This is a genomic window from Geosporobacter subterraneus DSM 17957 (assembly GCF_900142145.1).
In the GTDB taxonomy this organism is placed as follows: Bacteria; Bacillota; Clostridia; order Peptostreptococcales; family Thermotaleaceae; genus Geosporobacter; species Geosporobacter subterraneus.
In genome coordinates this window covers 1-18799 of record NZ_FQZV01000007.1, presented here as the reverse complement: position 1 = coordinate 18799, position 18799 = coordinate 1, and the positions used below count along the sequence as shown (strand labels likewise).

15 protein-coding genes are annotated in these 18799 nt (G+C 38.1%); all 15 read left to right on the top strand.

Annotated features, from left to right (window positions below):
* Positions 1 to 125 precede the first annotated feature (125 nt).
* Positions 126 to 2420, top strand: a complete 2295-nt coding sequence (locus BUB56_RS02850) for an FtsK/SpoIIIE family DNA translocase (protein ID WP_110939873.1) — start codon at positions 126 to 128, stop codon at positions 2418 to 2420.
* Between the two features lie 81 nt (positions 2421 to 2501).
* Entirely contained in the window at positions 2502 to 3554 is a 1053-nt protein-coding gene (gene mnmH / locus BUB56_RS02845) for a tRNA 2-selenouridine(34) synthase MnmH (RefSeq protein WP_110939872.1), read from the top strand.
* Between the two features lie 18 nt (positions 3555 to 3572).
* Positions 3573 to 4916, top strand: coding sequence for a 30S ribosomal protein S12 methylthiotransferase RimO (gene rimO, locus BUB56_RS02840; RefSeq protein ID WP_110939871.1), 1344 nt, complete (start codon positions 3573 to 3575; stop codon positions 4914 to 4916).
* Positions 4900 to 5436, top strand: coding sequence for a CDP-diacylglycerol--glycerol-3-phosphate 3-phosphatidyltransferase (gene pgsA, locus BUB56_RS02835; RefSeq protein ID WP_110939870.1), 537 nt, complete (start codon positions 4900 to 4902; stop codon positions 5434 to 5436). Before rimO ends, pgsA begins: the two co-directional genes overlap by 17 nt.
* 51 nt (positions 5437 to 5487) lie before the next feature.
* A complete protein-coding gene (locus BUB56_RS02830) occupies positions 5488 to 6717 on the top strand; it encodes a competence/damage-inducible protein A (protein ID WP_110939869.1) in 1230 nt (409 codons plus the stop codon).
* A 64-nt stretch (positions 6718 to 6781) separates the two neighbouring features.
* Entirely contained in the window at positions 6782 to 7858 is a 1077-nt protein-coding gene (recA, locus tag BUB56_RS02825) for a recombinase RecA (RefSeq protein ID WP_330392538.1), read from the top strand.
* Positions 7859 to 7911: 53 nt separating this feature from the next.
* Positions 7912 to 8382, top strand: a complete 471-nt coding sequence (locus tag BUB56_RS02820) for a regulatory protein RecX (protein ID WP_110939868.1) — start codon at positions 7912 to 7914, stop codon at positions 8380 to 8382.
* 232 nt (positions 8383 to 8614) lie between these two features.
* Entirely contained in the window at positions 8615 to 10156 is a 1542-nt protein-coding gene (gene rny / locus BUB56_RS02815) for a ribonuclease Y (protein WP_110939969.1), read from the top strand.
* 323 nt (positions 10157 to 10479) lie between these two features.
* A complete protein-coding gene (spoVS, locus tag BUB56_RS02805) occupies positions 10480 to 10740 on the top strand; it encodes a stage V sporulation protein SpoVS (protein WP_068556162.1) in 261 nt (86 codons plus the stop codon).
* 211 nt (positions 10741 to 10951) lie between these two features.
* Positions 10952 to 11755 (top strand): PHP domain-containing protein, encoded by an 804-nt coding sequence (locus BUB56_RS02800; protein ID WP_190014121.1) that lies wholly within the window; start codon positions 10952 to 10954, stop codon positions 11753 to 11755.
* Positions 11756 to 11848: 93 nt separating this feature from the next.
* Positions 11849 to 13036 (top strand): pyridoxal phosphate-dependent aminotransferase, encoded by a 1188-nt coding sequence (locus tag BUB56_RS02795; RefSeq protein WP_110939865.1) that lies wholly within the window; start codon positions 11849 to 11851, stop codon positions 13034 to 13036.
* Positions 13037 to 13180: 144 nt separating this feature from the next.
* Positions 13181 to 14611 (top strand): adenylosuccinate lyase, encoded by a 1431-nt coding sequence (gene purB, locus BUB56_RS02790; protein ID WP_110939864.1) that lies wholly within the window; start codon positions 13181 to 13183, stop codon positions 14609 to 14611.
* 26 nt (positions 14612 to 14637) lie between these two features.
* Entirely contained in the window at positions 14638 to 15933 is a 1296-nt protein-coding gene (asnS, locus tag BUB56_RS02785; protein ID WP_110939863.1) for an asparagine--tRNA ligase, read from the top strand.
* 145 nt (positions 15934 to 16078) lie between these two features.
* Entirely contained in the window at positions 16079 to 17851 is a 1773-nt protein-coding gene (prdR, locus tag BUB56_RS02780; protein WP_110939862.1) for a sigma-54 dependent transcriptional regulator PrdR, read from the top strand.
* Between the two features lie 343 nt (positions 17852 to 18194).
* A partial coding sequence (locus BUB56_RS02775; RefSeq protein ID WP_190014117.1) for a sodium-dependent transporter occupies positions 18195 to 18799 on the top strand: 605 nt, incomplete at its 3' end.

Genomic DNA, 18799 nt, shown 5'->3' with positions numbered 1-18799 from the left:
TATTAACACTTTTTATTATGGATTTTCCAGTGAATTAAATTATTCAACATATGAGAATGGATTTAATTTTTTAGATAGGGCACAGAAAATCTGTGCCTTTCACTAACCAATCGAGGTGGTTATTCATGTCTAGAAGAAAAAATAAAACAAAGCAGCAGTCCCCATTAAAGCAGGAAATATTGTCCATATTTATCATAGCTATAGGAATACTTATTTTAATCAGTCTTCAGACGGCATCCACAGGAGAGTTGGGAAAGTTTATTAAATTCTCGCTGATGGGTCTGCTTGCTATTCCCTCTTATGTGTTGCCATATTTTATTATTTTATTTGGGTTATTATCCTTCTCAGGGAAAACGAAAAATATAGATTACAAATGGAGGCTTTCATTATTAATATTATATTTGGGATATATTATGCTTTATACAATTTATCATTTAGAGGACATGCCTAAGGGTGATTATTATCTGCAGACATTGATGCTTTCCTACGAACAAGGGGTAGAAGGTCTAGGTGGTGGGTTAATCGGTACAGTGCTAACCTCTTTTAGCATAAAGCTTTTGGGGATTAACGGAAGCTATGTAATTATTATTACACTTATGCTTACTGCGATGATCTTATTAACGGGGACTTCACTGAAAGGACTACTCAAGGCATTAAAGCAATCACTCTTTGACATGACCAAATCCATTATGGCTGCCGTAGCCGACTTCGTACAAGTATCTGAGGAGCAAATGGAACGAAAAAAAGACAAGCCTAAAAAAGTTAAACTATTGAGCTTTGATGAACCAGAGGCAGCCATAGCCGTACAGGGAGAGACTATTGATGAAAAGATAAGAATCCTGGATTTTACAAGGGATACAGATAAGATAGAAACGGTTGAAATCCAAGAGAAGCCGGAAAGAATGCCTGCTTCTGCAGTGCAGGAGGATGTTCAAAGGGACTCTAATGAAATAAAGCTGCAAATCAATGGGTCTAACAAAAGTAATGTACCCTTAAGCTACACAATGCCTGATTTATCATTGTTGGACGACTATACTGCTGCTAGCTCTAAAAATGATAAAAAGGAGATTATGCAGAAAGTAAAAATACTTGAAGAAACGATGCAAAATTTTGGGGTTGATGCGAAAGTAATGCAAGTTAGCAAAGGACCTACCATAACGAGATATGAAATACAACCTAGCCCAGGCGTTAAAGTGAGTAAAATTGTCAGTCTTTCTGATGATATTGCGTTAAATCTGGCTGCTTCTAATATACGCATAGAAGCACCTATCCCAGGAAAAGCGGCTGTAGGTATTGAAATACCCAATGATTCTACCACTACCGTCAGTGTTAAGGAAGTTTTAGAGAGTGACAAATATATTAGCAGTGATTCTAAATTGACCTTTGTGCTAGGCAAGGATATCGCAGGAAACCCAGTAGTAGCAGACTTAGCCAAGATGCCACATATGCTGATTGCCGGCGCCACCGGCTCAGGGAAAAGTGTGTGCATTAACACGCTTATTACCAGTATTCTATACAAGGCAACACCGGAAGAAGTCCGTTTGGTTCTGATTGACCCCAAAGTAGTAGAGTTAAATAATTATAATGGTATTCCCCACCTACTAATCCCTGTGGTTACGGATCCTAAAAAAGCAGCAACAGCGCTGAACTGGGCTGTTGTAGAGATGACAAATCGGTATAAGCTCTTTGCTCAAAGTGGCGTCCGAGATATTAATAGCTATAATGAAAAACAACAGCGGGAAGAAAAAGAGACCCTGCCAAAGATTGTGGTGATCATAGATGAGTTGGCAGATTTAATGATGGTAGCTCCTGGACAAGTTGAGGATTCCATATGCAGATTAGCGCAAATGGCTAGAGCAGCAGGCATTCATTTGATCGTGGCGACCCAAAGACCTTCTGTAGATGTCATAACCGGTGTAATTAAGGCCAATATTCCTTCACGGATTGCTTTTGCTGTATCCTCACAAGCAGATTCAAGGACCATTCTTGATATGGGCGGGGCTGAGAAGCTTTTGGGAAAAGGAGATTTACTCTTCTATCCTGTAGGGGCTTCTAAGCCTAAGCGATTACAAGGAGCTTTTATATCCGATGCAGAAGTAGAGCGTGTAGTATCCTTCATTAAGCAGCAAGTAGAGGAAGCGGTTTACGAAGAAGATATTTTGGAAAAAATGGAAACAGATCTGCCGGCAGATGAAGGTACAGTTGATGAACTGCTTCAGGATGCCATAGAATTTGTAGTACAAACAGGGCAAGCCTCCATATCAATGCTTCAGAGAAGGTTTAGAATTGGATACAATCGGGCTGCCCGCTTGATTGACGCTATGGAGGAACGTGGAATTGTTGGGGAGCACGAAGGTAGTAAGCCAAGACAAGTGCGTATCTCTAAGGAAGAATTTGAGGAGATCAAGAGTAGAGTTTAATATTCTACTCTTGAAAATTGTTTTGCAAGGGTTTTTTTTGTGAATACTAGCTTTAGATATTTATTATTGAGAGGGATTTTTATGACGTCTTTAATTACAATAGAAGAAGCATTAAAATTGAAAAAAGCTATTTTTATAGATGTACGCTCCCCTGCAGAATATGCTGAATCTACAATCGTTGATGCAGTTAATTTCCCGATTTTAAACGATGAGGAAAGAGCAGAAATAGGAACCGTATATCGAAGAGACAGCCATCAAAAGGCGATCCGTCTTGGTGTTAAATATGCTTCATATAAGCTTCCAAGCTTATATGATCAAATCGTAGACTATCAGAAGGAATATGAACATATTATTTTTTTCTGCTGGCGCGGTGGAATGAGGAGTAAATCCGTATGCAATTTTTTAAGTATGTTTAATGTTCCCCAGGTATATCAGCTAGCCGGCGGCTATAAAGCCTATAGAAAGTTTATTATGGATTATTTCGAGAATCATTTGGACCCGTATCACTTTATTATGGTTCATGGACTCACTGGAGTAGGGAAAACCCATATTTTAGAGGGCTTGTCTGAAAAGGGGCTGAAGGTATTAAATTTAGAAAAGCTTGCTCAAAATAGCGGTTCTGTATTTGGTGACATTGTTTTTAAAGGGAGTCCTCCTTCTCAAAAAATGTTTGAATCCATGATTTTTCACATATTGTACGGGGCTGCAGAAAAGAACATCTTTGTCGAAAGTGAAAGCAAACGAATTGGAAATGTTCAGATACCAGATAAAATATATCAACGGATGGTAGCAGGAAGTCATGTGTTGGTAAATACCAGCTTAGAAAATCGTGTAAATATTATCTTAAAGGATTATATTAACCATGTAGAAGAGAAGGAAGAGAAAATAAGAAAAGCCATCGAACATCTTCGGAAGCGGTTGGGTAATGAAGCCGTGGATCATCTGTTGCAAAAACAGTCAGAAAAGGCTTACCCTTATATTATCAGGTATTTGATTGAATATTATTATGATCCCTTATATCAATACTCTATTGAGAAATACAAAAACTATGATCTGGAGATTTTTTATGATAATATTGAAAATGCTATAAAGGAACTACGGGACTTTGAAATGAGTCTGAAACCGCAAAAATAAGGAAGGAGCAACACCCCAATGAACTTAAAGGTATATGTTGAAACATTAGGATGCGCAAAGAATATGGTAGATTCGGAAATCATGATGGGTCTTTTAACGAACTATGATTACGTATTGACAAAAGATAAGCATACAGCAGATATTGTAATAGTAAATACCTGTGGATTTATCGAGGCTGCAAAGCAGGAATCCATCGATACAATCATTGCTTTAGGGCAATTAAAAAACGAGGGCAATTGCAGATTATTAGTAGTTGCAGGCTGCCTTGGTGAAAGGTACTCGGAGGATTTGATGAAGGAGCTGCCGGAAGTAGACGCTATTATCGGAACCGGTAATTTTCCAGAAATCATTCAAATTCTAGATGATACATTACAGGGAAAGAAGATTATTAAATCTGGAAATATCAATATTCAAATTGCAGAGGATCTGCCAAGAATCATAAGTACTCCTAAACATACGGCCTATCTAAAAATTGCTGACGGATGTGACAATGGATGTACCTATTGTATCATTCCAAAGCTAAGAGGGTCCTATAGAAGCAGAGCTATAGAGCAAATCTTAAAGGAAGCTCAAGCATTAGCTGACAACGGGGTAAAGGAGATTATTCTGATTGCCCAGGATACCACCCGTTATGGTATAGATCTATATGGTAAATATAAATTAGCAGACCTATTAAAAGAGTTATGCAAAATAGAAGCCTTAAGCTGGATTAGAGTGTTATATTGCTACCCTGATGAAATAACAGAGGATGTAATAGAAGTTATCGCTAGTGAAAAGAAAATATGCAAATACTTAGATATGCCAATTCAACATTGCAACAATCAAGTACTAAAAAGAATGAATAGAAGAACTAATAAAGAGCATATTTTGAAAGTAATAGATAAACTAAGAAGAAACTGTCCGGAGATTGCTCTCCGCACCTCTTTAATCGTTGGTTTCCCCGGAGAGACTGAGGAGCAATTCAAAGAATTGAAACAATTTGTTTCTGATGTTCAATTTGATCGCCTTGGTGTATTCACTTACTCACAGGAGGAAGATACTCCTGCTGCAAGTTTACCAGACCAGATTCCGGAGGAAATCAAGGAAAAGAGAAGAGATGAAATTATGATCATTCAACAGCAAATATCCTACAAAAAAAATATGGAGAAAATAGGTAATATTTATGATATACTTGTAGAAGAAAAAGTTGAAGGAGAGAGTGTGTATATAGGGAGAACTGCATATGATGCACCTGAAATTGACGGTATTGTTTATGTGCACTCAGAAAGGACTCTAGGCCCGGGAGTTTTTGTACGGGTATTAATTAAAGATGCTCTCGAATACGATTTAATGGGAGAGATGCTGAATGAACCTTGCCAATAAGTTAACCATTGCCAGAATCTTTTTAGTTCCAGTGTTTATGATTGTTTTATTAAATAAGATTCCTTATGGAATCCATTTAGCTGCAGGGATTTTTACGATTGCAGCGATTACAGATACTTTAGATGGCTATATTGCCCGCAGCAGAAATCAAATTACCAAGTTCGGAAAATTTATGGACCCTTTAGCGGATAAACTTTTAGTTACAGCTGCTCTGGTATCGCTTGTACAGATGGGAAGACTGTCTGCATGGGTTGTGGTTGTGATCATCTCTAGGGAATATATTATCAGTATTCTTAGAGCTATTGCTGCTTCTGAGGGAATTGTTATTGCTGCAAGCTGGTGGGGGAAGTCTAAGACTCTAGCGCAAATTATTGCGATCATTGCAATTCTAGTTGATAATTATCCCTTTAGCTTGATTAATTTTCCTTTCAGTACAATTGCACTATGGGTGGCAGTTGCTTTAACCATTATATCCGGTGTAGATTATGTTTATTTGAATAAGCATGTATTTAAACAATAAAGCAGCCATGCTGCTTTTTGCTGTTTAGTAAGAATAGGAGGGAGCCCTTTGATGAACTGTGCGTTAATATCCGTTGGTACTGAGCTGCTTTTTGGTCAAATAACAAACACCAATACAGTATACCTGTCGAAAAGACTTAACGAATTAGGAATTAATGTGTATTATCATTTTACTGTAGGAGACAATTGTCGACGATTAGAAGAAATATTAAACTATGCAATGAAAAATACAGATTTGATCATTACTACCGGGGGACTTGGACCTACGCAGGATGATTTAACCCGTGAGACGGTTGCTAAGGCAATGGGAAAAAATTTGGTTTTGCACAGGCCATCTATGGAACGGTTAGAATCTTTTTTTAAAGATCTTAATCGGTCTATGTGTGAGAATAATAAAAAACAGGCCTATTTGCCTGAAGATAGTATTGTATTGCAGAATAATAAGGGTACAGCTCCGGGCTTTATTATAGAGAACATGGGAAAAGTTATTATCAGCTTGCCGGGACCGCCCAAAGAAATGATCGGGATGTTTGAAGATTGTGTAGGGGGGTATCTAAGAGAAAAATCAAAGTCTACCATTTATTCTAGCGTGCTGAGGTTTTTTGGAATTGGTGAATCCTCCCTAGAAACAGAATTGTTGGATCTAATCACTAAGCAAGAAAATCCAACCATTGCACCCTATGCTAAGGAAGGAGAGGTCAGTTTAAGGGTAACTGCAAAAGCGGAAAATGAGAATGCAGCGATGAAACTTATTGAGCCGATTGTTCGAGAAATTCGGTCAAAAGTAGGCACATACTTATATAGTGATCAGGATGAGGAATTGGTTGAGGTTGTAGCAAAGGCCTTAATGGAAAAGGAAATAAGTATATCCATTGCTGAATCCTGTACAGGTGGTCTTTTAGCAGGAAGGCTTACAGCTGTTCCAGGTATTTCAAAATGCTTCCATGCCGGGTATATAACCTATAGTAATGAGGCCAAGATGAAGATGTTAGGGGTTGGGCAAGACACTTTGGACCTGTGGGGAGCCGTTAGTGAAGAAACAGCTAAAGAAATGGTATTAAGACTAAGAGAAAAAACAAACAGCGATTTATGTGTTTCCATTACTGGTATTGCAGGACCTGATGGGGGAACGGAAGACAAGCCGGTAGGTCTGGTGTATATTGGTCTATTATATAAGGAACACCTAACAGTACAGAGGATAAAAGCTTTCGGAGATCGCGATCGAATCAGAAATTACTCCGTTCTTTCAGCACTGAATATGATTAGAAATGTTATAAAATGATAGACTTTTCAGTTGACCGGGTGTAGGAAATCATGTATAATTTTATTAGAACATTTGTTCGCTAATGCGGAGAAAGGCAGGTGAAGACCAGATTTTTATCTGGGATAAAATGCAGGAGAAATTAAAAGCATTGGAAATTGCAATGGGTCAAATAGAAAAGCAATTTGGTAAGGGTTCGATTATGCGTTTAGGAGAGGACACTTCTAAGCTGAATATCGAGTGTATTTCTACGGGTGCTTTAGAATTAGACATTGCCATTGGTATTGGTGGTGTGCCGAGAGGAAGAATTGTTGAAATATATGGGCCAGAGTCTTCTGGTAAAACAACAGTAGCCCTTCATGTCATTGCCCAGGCGCAAAAAAACGGTGGGGTAGCAGCATTTATAGATGCAGAGCATGCTCTGGATCCGGTATATGCAAAAAATCTAGGTGTTAATATAGATGATTTGATTGTATCTCAACCAGATACCGGTGAGCAGGCTCTGGAGATTTGTGAGGCACTGGTGCGAAGTGGGGCAATTGATGTAATTGTAATTGACTCCGTAGCTGCATTGGTACCAAAGGCTGAGATTGAAGGAGACATGGGAGACAGTCATGTAGGGCTTCAAGCTCGTTTAATGTCGCAAGCACTGCGTAAACTGGCAGGAGTTATCAATAAATCAAAGACCACGGCTATCTTTATCAACCAGCTAAGAGAAAAGGTAGGTGTCATGTTTGGAAGTCCGGAAACGACAACAGGTGGACGTGCATTAAAGTTTTATGCTTCTGTAAGATTAGATGTTAGGAGAATTGAATCTATCAAACAGGGTGAGGATGTAGTCGGAAGCAGGACTCGTATAAAGGTTGTAAAGAATAAGGTTGCTCCTCCTTTTAAACAAGCGGAATTTGACATTATGTATGGAACCGGAATTTCAAGAGAAGGCAGTGTTTTAGACTGTGCAGTTAATGCTGAGATCGTAAAAAAATCCGGCTCGTGGTACAGTTACGGAGAGCAGCGTCTAGGACAAGGGAGAGAAAACGCAAAGCAGTTCCTAATAGATAATAAAGAGCTTTCCTTAGAAATAGAAAACAAGGTAAGAGGAGTTAATAATCTTCCCTTAGTAAAACAATCGGATTTAGCTGTGGAGGCTGAAGCAAACTAAAAACCCTGTAAAGGGTTTTTTTGTCATTATAAGAAATCAGAGGTGTTTTAAACATGGAAGGGTTTCAAGAAGCATATGCAAAAGCACTGAACTATCTATCTTACAGACCAAGAACAATAAAAGAGATGCAGCAGTATTTAAGGGGAAAGGAGTACAGTGAAGAAATCATTGGAAATGTGATTGACAAGCTGGCAGCAATAGGCTATCTCAATGATTACGATTATGCCAGCAGATATATAGAAATTACTGCTGAAAACAAAGCGATGTCTCAAGAAATGATTACACTTCAACTGAAACACAAAGGGGTTCCTCCGGAAGTGATAAAGGAGGCCCTAAATACAGCAGAGATAGATGAATTTGATCATTGCATAAAAATTTTGAAAAAAAAAGTAAAAGACAAAGAGTATTTAACAGATAATCAACAAAGAATAAAGCTAAAAGCTTATCTATTTCGTAAAGGTTTTCATACAGAGATTATTCACAAAGCAATAGGTTTTTTGAATAAGGAATTAAATGACCGTTAGTCTTGTGAGACCCTTGAAAGTAGGATGTTGACTAAGCTCAGTGAATATCAACTTGACAGTATAATAAAAAAGATATACAATTATATCAAATCATGGTGTATCATTGAATAATTCAAGAGACCTGCCAAGTTTTTTAAATTTTTACTCTATAATAACATAGTAAAAGATTTAAAAACCGAGGCATCTCGGTTTTCTTCTTTTTATTAGACTTTTTACAGGGGAGGTGTTGCCTATTAATTACTTGAATATTTTCATTTTTGTTGTTGTCGGAGCTGGTATTGGCTTTGGAATAGGTTATCTTTTTAGAAGAAGTATCGCTGAAGGTAAGATTAACAATGCAGAGCAAAAGGCAAAAGAAATCATAAGCGAAGCTGAGAAAGACGCTGAAACTGCAAAAAAAGAAATTCTTCTTGAGGCGAAAGAAGAAGTACATCGCTTAAGAAGCGAGTTTGAAAGAGATAGCAGGGAAAGAAGAAACGAAATCCAAAGATTAGAAAGAAGATTGGTTCAAAAAGAAGAAACATTAGACAGAAAATCAGAAAACCTTGAGAAAAAAGATGAAATTTTAAACAAAAAAATAAAAGAAGTCGGGGAAAAAGAAGAACAAATTGAGCTGCTTTATCAAAAAGAACTAGAGGAACTTGAAAGAATATCAGGATTAACACAAGACGAAGCGAAAGAACTGCTTCTAAATGACATTCAAAAAGAAGTAAAACATGAAGCTGCCATCATGATTAAGGAAATTGAGCAAAAAACAAAAGAAGAATCTGAGAAGAAAGCAAAGGAAATTATTTCCTATGCTATTCAAAAATGTGCTGCTGACCATGTAGCAGAAACGACTGTATCCGTTGTAGCCTTACCTAACGATGAAATGAAAGGTAGAATTATTGGTAGAGAAGGCCGGAATATTAGAGCTTTAGAAACCTTGACAGGAATAGATCTCATCATTGATGATACGCCAGAGGCCGTAATTTTATCAGGATTCGATCCGATTCGGAGAGAGGTTGCAAGAATTGCTCTTGAAAAGCTAATCGTAGACGGAAGAATACATCCGGCACGTATAGAAGAAATGGTAGAAAAAGCAAAAAAAGAAGTTAATAATATTATCAAAGAAGAGGGTGAACAAGCAACTTTTGAAACAGGAGTTCACAGTCTTCATCCAGAATTGATTAAATTGTTAGGAAGATTAAAATTTAGAACAAGCTATGGGCAAAATGTTTTGAAACATTCCATAGAGGTGTCCCATTTGGCAGGCTTAATGGCTGCAGAACTGGGTGCCGATGTGAAATTGGCAAAAAGGGCCGGACTACTTCATGATATTGGAAAAGCAGTAGATCACGAGGTGGAAGGAACCCATGTAGATATCGGAATGGATCTTTTGAAGAAGTACAAAGAGTCTAGTGAAGTGATTCATGCTATGTCTACCCACCATGGGGATTATGAACCACAAACTGTCGAAGCCGTACTAGTAACTGCAGCTGATGCTGTTTCTGCGGCAAGACCTGGAGCGAGAAGAGAAACTCTGGAAACATATATTAAACGTCTTCAAAAGCTGGAAGAGATTGCAAATGACTACGAAGGTGTTGAAAAGTCTTTCGCAATCCAAGCAGGTAGAGAAATTCGTATTATGGTAAAACCTGAGGAGATGAATGATGACAACATTGTTCATCTGGCTAGAGATATTACAAAGCGTATAGAAAATGAGTTGGAATATCCTGGACAGATTAAGGTTAACGTTATTAGAGAAACAAGAGCTATAGAGTATGCAAAGTAAAAGAGCACTTCAAAAGTGCTCTTTTTTATATAAGATAGGAAAGTTCTGCTTTCCTATCTTATATAAAAAAGGGGTTGTAGGGGATGAAATCCCCTGCCCGCCTTCAGGAAGGTGCTCAGGCTGCAGAGCAGCCGTCGAAGGAAACCTAGGGTTTCCTAGCGAAAGCATCGAAGATGCTTTTTTACTATATTTTAAATTTGTTGAAATTTTCTTATTTCTCTGTTAGAAAAAAAGGATTTCCAATAAAAATGTAGAATATACTAATCGAAGAATATATTACTAGTTTTTGTATTGTGATTCTAATATTAAAGGGGGCTTTATTCATGGAAGTATTAAAGGTATCAGCAAAATCAAATCCAAATTCTGTTGCAGGAGCATTAGCTGGCGTTTTAAGAGAACGCGGGGGTGCCGAAATTCAAGCAATTGGTGCAGGCGCCCTAAATCAAGCAGTTAAGGCAGTAGCGATTGCAAGAGGGTTCGTTGCTCCTAGTGGTGTTGATTTAATTTGTATCCCTGCTTTTACTGATATTCAAATTGATGGTGAAGAAAGAACAGCAATTAAATTAATTGTTGAACCAAGATAGTATACGACGAACAAAAAACCTGCCAGTGCAGGTTTTTTTATCGTCTAATAGAATATAAATAATTACGTAAGAGTTTATGTAAGAGTTTATTATAAATATAAATTTTGTTTGATGACTTAAATTGTCAGTGGATGAAAAGATAAAAAAATGGGGAAATATAACTTGATAATAAAGAAAAGATAATTGTAGATCTATGAAAGGGAGACACCCTATGGGTAAAATTGATATGCATGTCCATACCAAAGCCTCCGATGGTATATTGAGTCCTAAAGAGGTTGTTGAGTGGGCTTTTCGCAATGGATTGGCAGGAGTTGCCATTACAGACCATGATACCGTGAACGGGATTGAGGAAGCCTGTCTAACTGCCGCAGGTTATGATAATTTCCAAGTTATACCTGGTATCGAATTAAGCACGATATATTACACAGAAGAAGTTCATATCCTGGGATACCATATTGATTATTATCATAGTGAATTAGTTGAGTTGACAAAAACAATAAGAGATGAACGGTTGAATCGGGGAAAAAAAATAATCCAACGGCTTAAGCAGTTAAACTATGACATTTCAATAGAAGAAGTACTGGTTTATACAGAGGGCGGTGTTATAGGAAGGCCGCATATAGCAAGAGCTCTAGCTAATAAAGGTTATGTGAGTACGATGCAGGAAGCTTTTGAAAAATTGTTGGGCAAAGGGAAGCCTGCCTTTATTGAGCGATTTAAGCTTCCTCCCAATGAGGCAATTGATATCATCGAGAGAGCCGGCGGGATACCAGTATTAGCACATCCAGGGTTGTTAAAGAAAAATATTAATATTATGGATATATTGAATTTGGGGATAAGAGGAATCGAAGTATACCATACAAAGCATACATCTGCCGATAACAAAATCTATTTAAAGCTTGCTGAAAAGTTACGGTTATTTATTACAGGAGGCTCCGATTATCATGATGCATTTATGCATGGAATTCCGGCCATTGGCAGTATTTCTGTTTCAAATCCCTTTAAGGATAGATAAGGAATGGAAAAAACATATTATTTTTGAAGGAATTATAGTATAACTATAGAATAATGTAAAGGATGATTATTTAAGATACAGGAGGCTTTGAAAATGAGTAAAGAACTGTCTATTAAAAACAGAAAGATTACTGATTCTGTCACACTGGCAATCACAGCAAAGGCAAAAAAAATGAAGGCAGAGGGGATAGATGTGGTGAGCTTTGGCGCAGGTGAGCCAGATTTCAACACACCTAAACATATTCGCGATGCTGCTATTGCAGCGATTGAGAAGGGTTCTAATGGCTATACGGCTTCTTCTGGGATGCCTGAATTAAGACAAGCCATTTGTGATAAGCTAAGGGAAGACAATCATCTAGACTATAAACCAGAAAATATTGTGGTTTCCAATGGTGCAAAGCATTCATTACACAACGTTCTTTTGGCCCTCTGTAATCCGGGAGATGAGGTAATCGTACCTGTTCCATACTGGGTGAGTTATCCGGAACTGGTTAAGCTTGCTGATGCTGTTCCGGTTTATGTGGAGACCCCAGAGGAAAATGGTTTTAAGTATGATAAAGCAAGCTTGGAAAAGGCAATTACAGAAAAAACAAAGGCAATTATCTTAAACAGCCCTAATAATCCTACAGGGACAGTGTATACAGAAGCAGAGCTAAAGAGCATTGCCGATATAGCGGTAAAGTACGGAATTTATGTAATTTCCGATGAAATCTATGAAAAGCTTACCTATGATGGACACCATGTTAGCATAGCGTCCTTTAGCGAAGAAATTAAGAATCTGACAATTGTGGTAAACGGTATGTCTAAAGCCTATGCTATGACTGGTTGGAGGATCGGTTACACGGCATCTAATAAGGAAATTGCTAATATTATGACGAATATTCAGAGTCACGCAACATCCAATCCTAATACAGTTGCCCAGTATGCCAGTATAGAAGCCCTAAAAGGAGATCAAGAACCTATTCATCAAATGGTAAAGGCTTTTGTTGAAAGAAGAAACTATATGGTGGAAAAAATTAATGCAATTGAAGGGCTGTCCTGTAGAAAGCCTGAAGGAGCATTCTATGTTATGGTAAATATTTCTAAAATTATGGGTAGGACCCTAGGCGGAAAGGTCATTAACAGTTCTATGGATTTTGCAGAGTATCTACTAGATAACGCAAAGGTAGCGGTAGTTCCCGGATCTGGCTTCGGAACAGATAATTATGTTCGCCTATCCTATGCTACTTCTTTAGAAAACATTAAAGAGGGTCTAAGCCGAATTGAGGAAGCTTTAAAATAATCGCAAAAAGATATGGAGCAATCCGTATCTTTTTCTTTGATCTAAAAAACTTTGACCTTTAGTTTAAATCGTGGTTTTTGTTTGTTATTTTTAACCAACTATTGTATAATACTAATATATATGCCTTAGAAAGGAGCGAAGTCCTTGACTCAAATTTATGAAAATCCGCTCATCACAAGATATGCTAGTAAAGAAATGGCACAACTGTTTTCATCAGATACAAAGTTTACAACCTGGAGACAGCTGTGGATCGCTTTAGCAGAAGCACAAAAAGAACTTGGATTAGATATTACCGATGAACAGATAGAGGAGCTGAAAAAGTATAGGGATCAAATTAACTACGAAGTTGCCAGAGAAAGGGAAAGGGAAACGAGACATGATGTAATGTCCCATGTTTATGCTTATGGTGTTCAATGTCCAAAGGCAAAGCCTATTATACACTTGGGTGCTACCAGCGCCTATGTAGGGGACAATACAGATATCATTGTTATGCATAGAGGATTACAGCTGATTCAGACTAAAATAGTTAACTGTATGGACAAGCTTTCAAAGTTTGCCCGCAAATATCGGGATATTCCTACTTTAGGATTCACCCACTTTCAGCCAGCCCAGCTTACTACGGTAGGAAAGAGAGCGACCCTCTGGCTGATGGATTTTTTGATGGATTATGAAGATGTAGAAGTATTATTATCCAGCATCATGCTAAGAGGTGTTAAAGGAACAACAGGAACCCAGGCAAGCTTTCTAAGCCTATTTGATGGAGACCATGAGAAGGTAAAAGCCTTAGATGCACTGGTTGCAAAAAAAGTGGGCTTTGAGAAAACATTCCCGGTGACTGGACAAACATACAGCCGCAAACTGGACTATAAAGTACTCTCTGTATTAAGCGGCATCGCTCAGACCATACATAAAATGACCAATGATATACGTTTGCTTCAGCACTTAAAGGAAGTTGAAGAACCATTCGAATCTACACAGATAGGATCTTCTGCTATGGCCTATAAGCGAAATCCAATGCGTAGTGAAAGAGCTGCTTCTCTTGCCAGATATGTTATGTCGGGGACGATGAATATGGCTATGACCACATCAACCCAATGGTTTGAGAGAACCCTTGATGATTCTGCAATCAGGAGAATCAGCATTCCGGAAGCTTTCATGGCTGTAGATGCAATTTTAGAAATTTCTATGAATATCACGGACGGACTGGTGGTCTACGAAAAAGTAATTCGTCAGCATGTCATGAATGAGTTACCTTTTATGGCTACTGAAAACATACTCATGGAAGCCGTTAAAAAGGGCGGTGATCGCCAGGAACTTCATGAACAAATACGCATTCATTCTATGGAGGCTGCCAGACAGGTGAAGATGGAAGGGAAAGAAAACGATTTATTCCAGAGAATCATTGATGATGATATGTTCCAGCTAACTGCAGAGGATATGCACCAGCTCTTATCCCCTGAGTTATTTGTCGGTAGAGCGCCAGAACAGGTGGATGAATTTATACAAAATTATATTGAGCCAATTTTAGAAAATCATAAGGATAAACTAGGAATTCAGGTAGATTTAAAAGTTTAAAATATGAATAATTTGGAGGTGCGTGTATGGCAGTTGTTACTACAATTGAAAGAATTAGCAAATATGTTGATCAAGATGTTACGATTAAAGGTTGGTTGTTCAACAAGCGTTCCAGTGGAAAAATACAATTCCTGCAAATTCGTGATGGTTCTGGGTTTATCCAGGGTGTTGTTGTAAAAAATGATGTAGACCCAGAGATTTTCGAAAGATGTAAAACCATTACCCAGGAATCTTCTATCGTGGTAACGGGATGTGTTCGGGCAGATGACCGTGCTCCTTCAGGATTTGAACTAACTGTAAAAGATGTTGAAGTTGTTGCAATCGCACAAGAGTATCCGATCTCATTAAAAGAGCATGGGACAGATTTTCTAATGGATCATCGTCATTTATGGATTCGTACGCCTAAACAGCATGCAGTATTAAGAATAAGGGACGAAATCAATAGAGCGATAAGAGATTTCTTCCACGAGAGAGATTTTGTATTGGTAGAACCTCCGATTATCACTCCAGCTTCCTGTGAGGGAACTACAGAGTTGTTTGAAATTGATTATTTTGGTCAGAATGCTTATCTTTCCCAGACTGGACAACTTTATGCGGAAGCTGCAGCTATGGCCTTCGGAAAAGTATATAGCTTTGGACCAACCTTCCGGGCTGAAAAATCTAAAACAAGAAAACACTTGAATGAGTTCTGGATGGTAGAACCTGAAATGGCCTATGTAGATTTTGAAGGAAATTTAAAAATACAAGAAGACATGGTAGAGTATATCGTACAAAGAGTTCTAGAAAATCGAAAAATGGAACTGAAAACCTTAGAAAGAAATACTGAAAGCTTAGAAAAGGTTAAGGCACCCTTCCCAAGGATTACATATACCGATGCAGTTAAATTACTGCAAGACAATGGTTTTCAATTTGAATGGGGCGATGATTTTGGTGCACCACATGAGACATTTATAGCAGAACAATATGAAAAACCTGTATTTATTACCCATTTCCCAACAAAAATGAAAGCCTTCTATATGCAGCCTGACCCGGATAATCCAGAAGTGATTCTAGGGGCAGACCTGATTGCTCCAGAAGGCTATGGAGAGATTATTGGAGGCAGTCAGCGTATCCATGATCTTGACCTCATACTGCATAAGCTAGAAGAAGAAAAACTGCCAAAAGAAATTTACGAATGGTACATCGATTTAAGAAGATATGGCAGCGTTCCTCATTCAGGCTACGGATTAGGATTGGAGAGAACCGTGGCATGGCTGTGCGGAATAGATCATATTCGGCAAACAATACCCTTTGCAAGAACCTTAAATCGTGTATATCCTTAAATCAAAGAAACCAACTAGTGATGCTAGTTGGTTTCTTTTAATTAAAGAAGTGAGAATAGAGGATTCCATTCATATTTGTAGAATATAAGGAATACTTATAATTAATTTTTGAGGACCATGAAGCTATCGAGGGGAGTGGATTAGGATGCTGGAAAATAATTTGCTGCACTATCGAATACGGGAAATATTATCTACGAATATCTTAAAAGTTCATCCCCATACCCATATTTCAGAGGCTATTGAAAAAATGCTCTATGAAAATGTTCCAGAAGTACTTGTCATGGATAACTTCTCTGAAAAAGGAAGTTTAAAAGGTATTTTGACGTTAACGGATATATCAAGAATAAAAAAAGAAAATATACCATTAGAACGGCCTGTAGGAGATTTTTTGCAGGAAAGTGTCTTGAGCATAGACATTGATGAACTGGTCAGCCGCGCTAGAGAAATGCTTATAGAAAATCGCATTGGAAGACTACCAGTCACAGAAGAGGGAAAAATTGTGGGCATTATCCGCAGTGATAACTTAAGAGACAATTATTATATGAAGCTAGAATCCATTAATCGGCAATACAAACAAATCATTCATCATATGCATGAAGCAGTAACTGTAACCGATGCACAGGGTTATATACTTGTATGGAATAAGAACGCTGAAAAACTATATGATATGAAATCTGAGGATTTGCTTTATCAGAAATTGGAAGATTTTTTTCCAAACGCATTAACACTTTCTGTATTAAAAGAAAAAAAGCCTATAGAGAATGTCTATCATTCTCCTAAGCCTAACTATTATGTTATTATTAGTGCGCTGCCAGTCTTCATTGACGGAGAATTCTTAGGGGTTGTGGCCACAGAAAGAGATGTGACGGAATATACGAATTTATCTTTAAAGCTGGAAAACGCCAATTCAGAGATTAATCTTCTCCGGGAAGAAGTGAAAAAAATTACTACAGGAGTTTTTTCACTTGGGCACATTCAAGGCAGAAATCCTAAAATGCAGGAGAAAATCCAGTTGGCAAAGCATGTATCTCACACGGATACCAGTGTACTAATAACTGGAGAAAGCGGCACCGGAAAAGAAGTACTCTCTATTGCCATACATGAAAACAGCGGAAGAACCGGACTCTTTGTACCGGTAAACTGCAGTGCAATTCCCTATGCTTTATTTGAAAGTGAATTTTTCGGTTATGTAGGAGGAGCATTTACAGGAGCTTTAAAGGGTGGAAAACCAGGTTTGGTTGAACTGGCCAATAACGGTACTCTATTCCTTGATGAAATTGGAGATCTTCCTATTGAAGCACAGGCAAAATTATTGCGGGTACTTCAAGAAAAAAAGGTGGTTCGTGTAGGTTCCAGCAAACCTATCGATGTGGATATTCGTATTATTTCAGCGACGAACAGAAATCTCAAAGAACTGGTACAAAAAGGATGTTTTCGTGAAGACCTTTACTACCGGCTGAATGTGGTGGAGATTGAACTTCCGCCGCTGAGGGAAAGAAAAGAAGATATTATCCTATTATTTAACCACTTCTTAAAAGAAGTTTGCAGAAAGAATAAGATTTCCATCTCTCACGTGGAAAAAGATGTATTTAATATCATGCTGAAGTATAGTTGGAAAGGGAATATAAGGGAATTAAAAAACACAGTAGAGTATATGGTTGTAGTCAGTCAAAAGGGGATTCTAAACGTGGACCTGATTCCTCAATATATTCTGGATAGCATTACGGAAGAAAAAACAGTAAACAAAACGCAAATGAATCTAGAGGAAACGATGAAGCGGTCTGAAGCAGACCTGATAAAAAAGGCTATGGCAGATGCCAAAGGAAATAAGGCAAAAGCGGCCAAACTGCTTAATATCCCAAGAAGTACCCTTTATTATAAATTAAAGTTGTATAGTATGGATAAAAGTGTCCAATAATTGACACGTGTCAATTATTGGACACTTTTGTTTTTTTTTGAAAAAAATGAAGAAAATACATGATGGCACTACATAGTTCAGAAAATTTTAAACCAAAGGGGCTTAGAAAGCGACGAAAAACTGACACATTTAATAATTATATTCCTCATATAGATTCATTAGAATGAATGAAATTATTACAATCTAGAGATTGAGAAATAAAGTGGTTTATAACAGGTTTTGGCACAGGATTTGCGTTAAGTATCAATATTGTGATTTGTGCGTTGTCTATTTCCTGCAATGGTCGAAAAATTGATATGAGGAGGGTAGAGGGCTAAAAAAAATCAATCGAAGGAGGGTTTTTATGAGTCAACAAAAAGAGCAATGGGGAAGCCGATGGGGCTTTATTGCAGCTTCTATCGGTATGGCAATCGGTACGGGGAATGTTTGGAGATTCCCGAGGGTAGCTGCAGCCAATGGAGGAGGACCCTTTATCATCGCATGGACGATTGCCCTATTTGTTTGGGTACTGCCACTTCTGATGGGCGAGATGGTAATGGGGCGCCGTACAGGATTGGGTACCATCGGTGCATTCAGAGACTACATGGGTAAGAAATATACCTGGATGGGTACCTGGATCGCAGCAGTCTGCTTATTGATTATGTTCTACTACTCCGTAATTATGGGCTGGTGTGTGAAGTACTTTACATTAGCGTTGTCTGGTGCCTTCCAGCCGGGAATGGGAACAGAAGCAACCCAGGCGATTTGGAACACCTTCACTACAACACCGTCACAGACCATATTCTTTCATTTTATCTCAATGGGTATCGCTGGAATTATCATTTATAAAGGAGTTACAAACGGGATAGAAAAAGCAAGCAAAGTCATGATCCCTACCCTATTTGCATTATTACTCATCGCATTACTAAGAGCAATTACACTGCCGGGAGCAGCAAAGGGATTAGAATT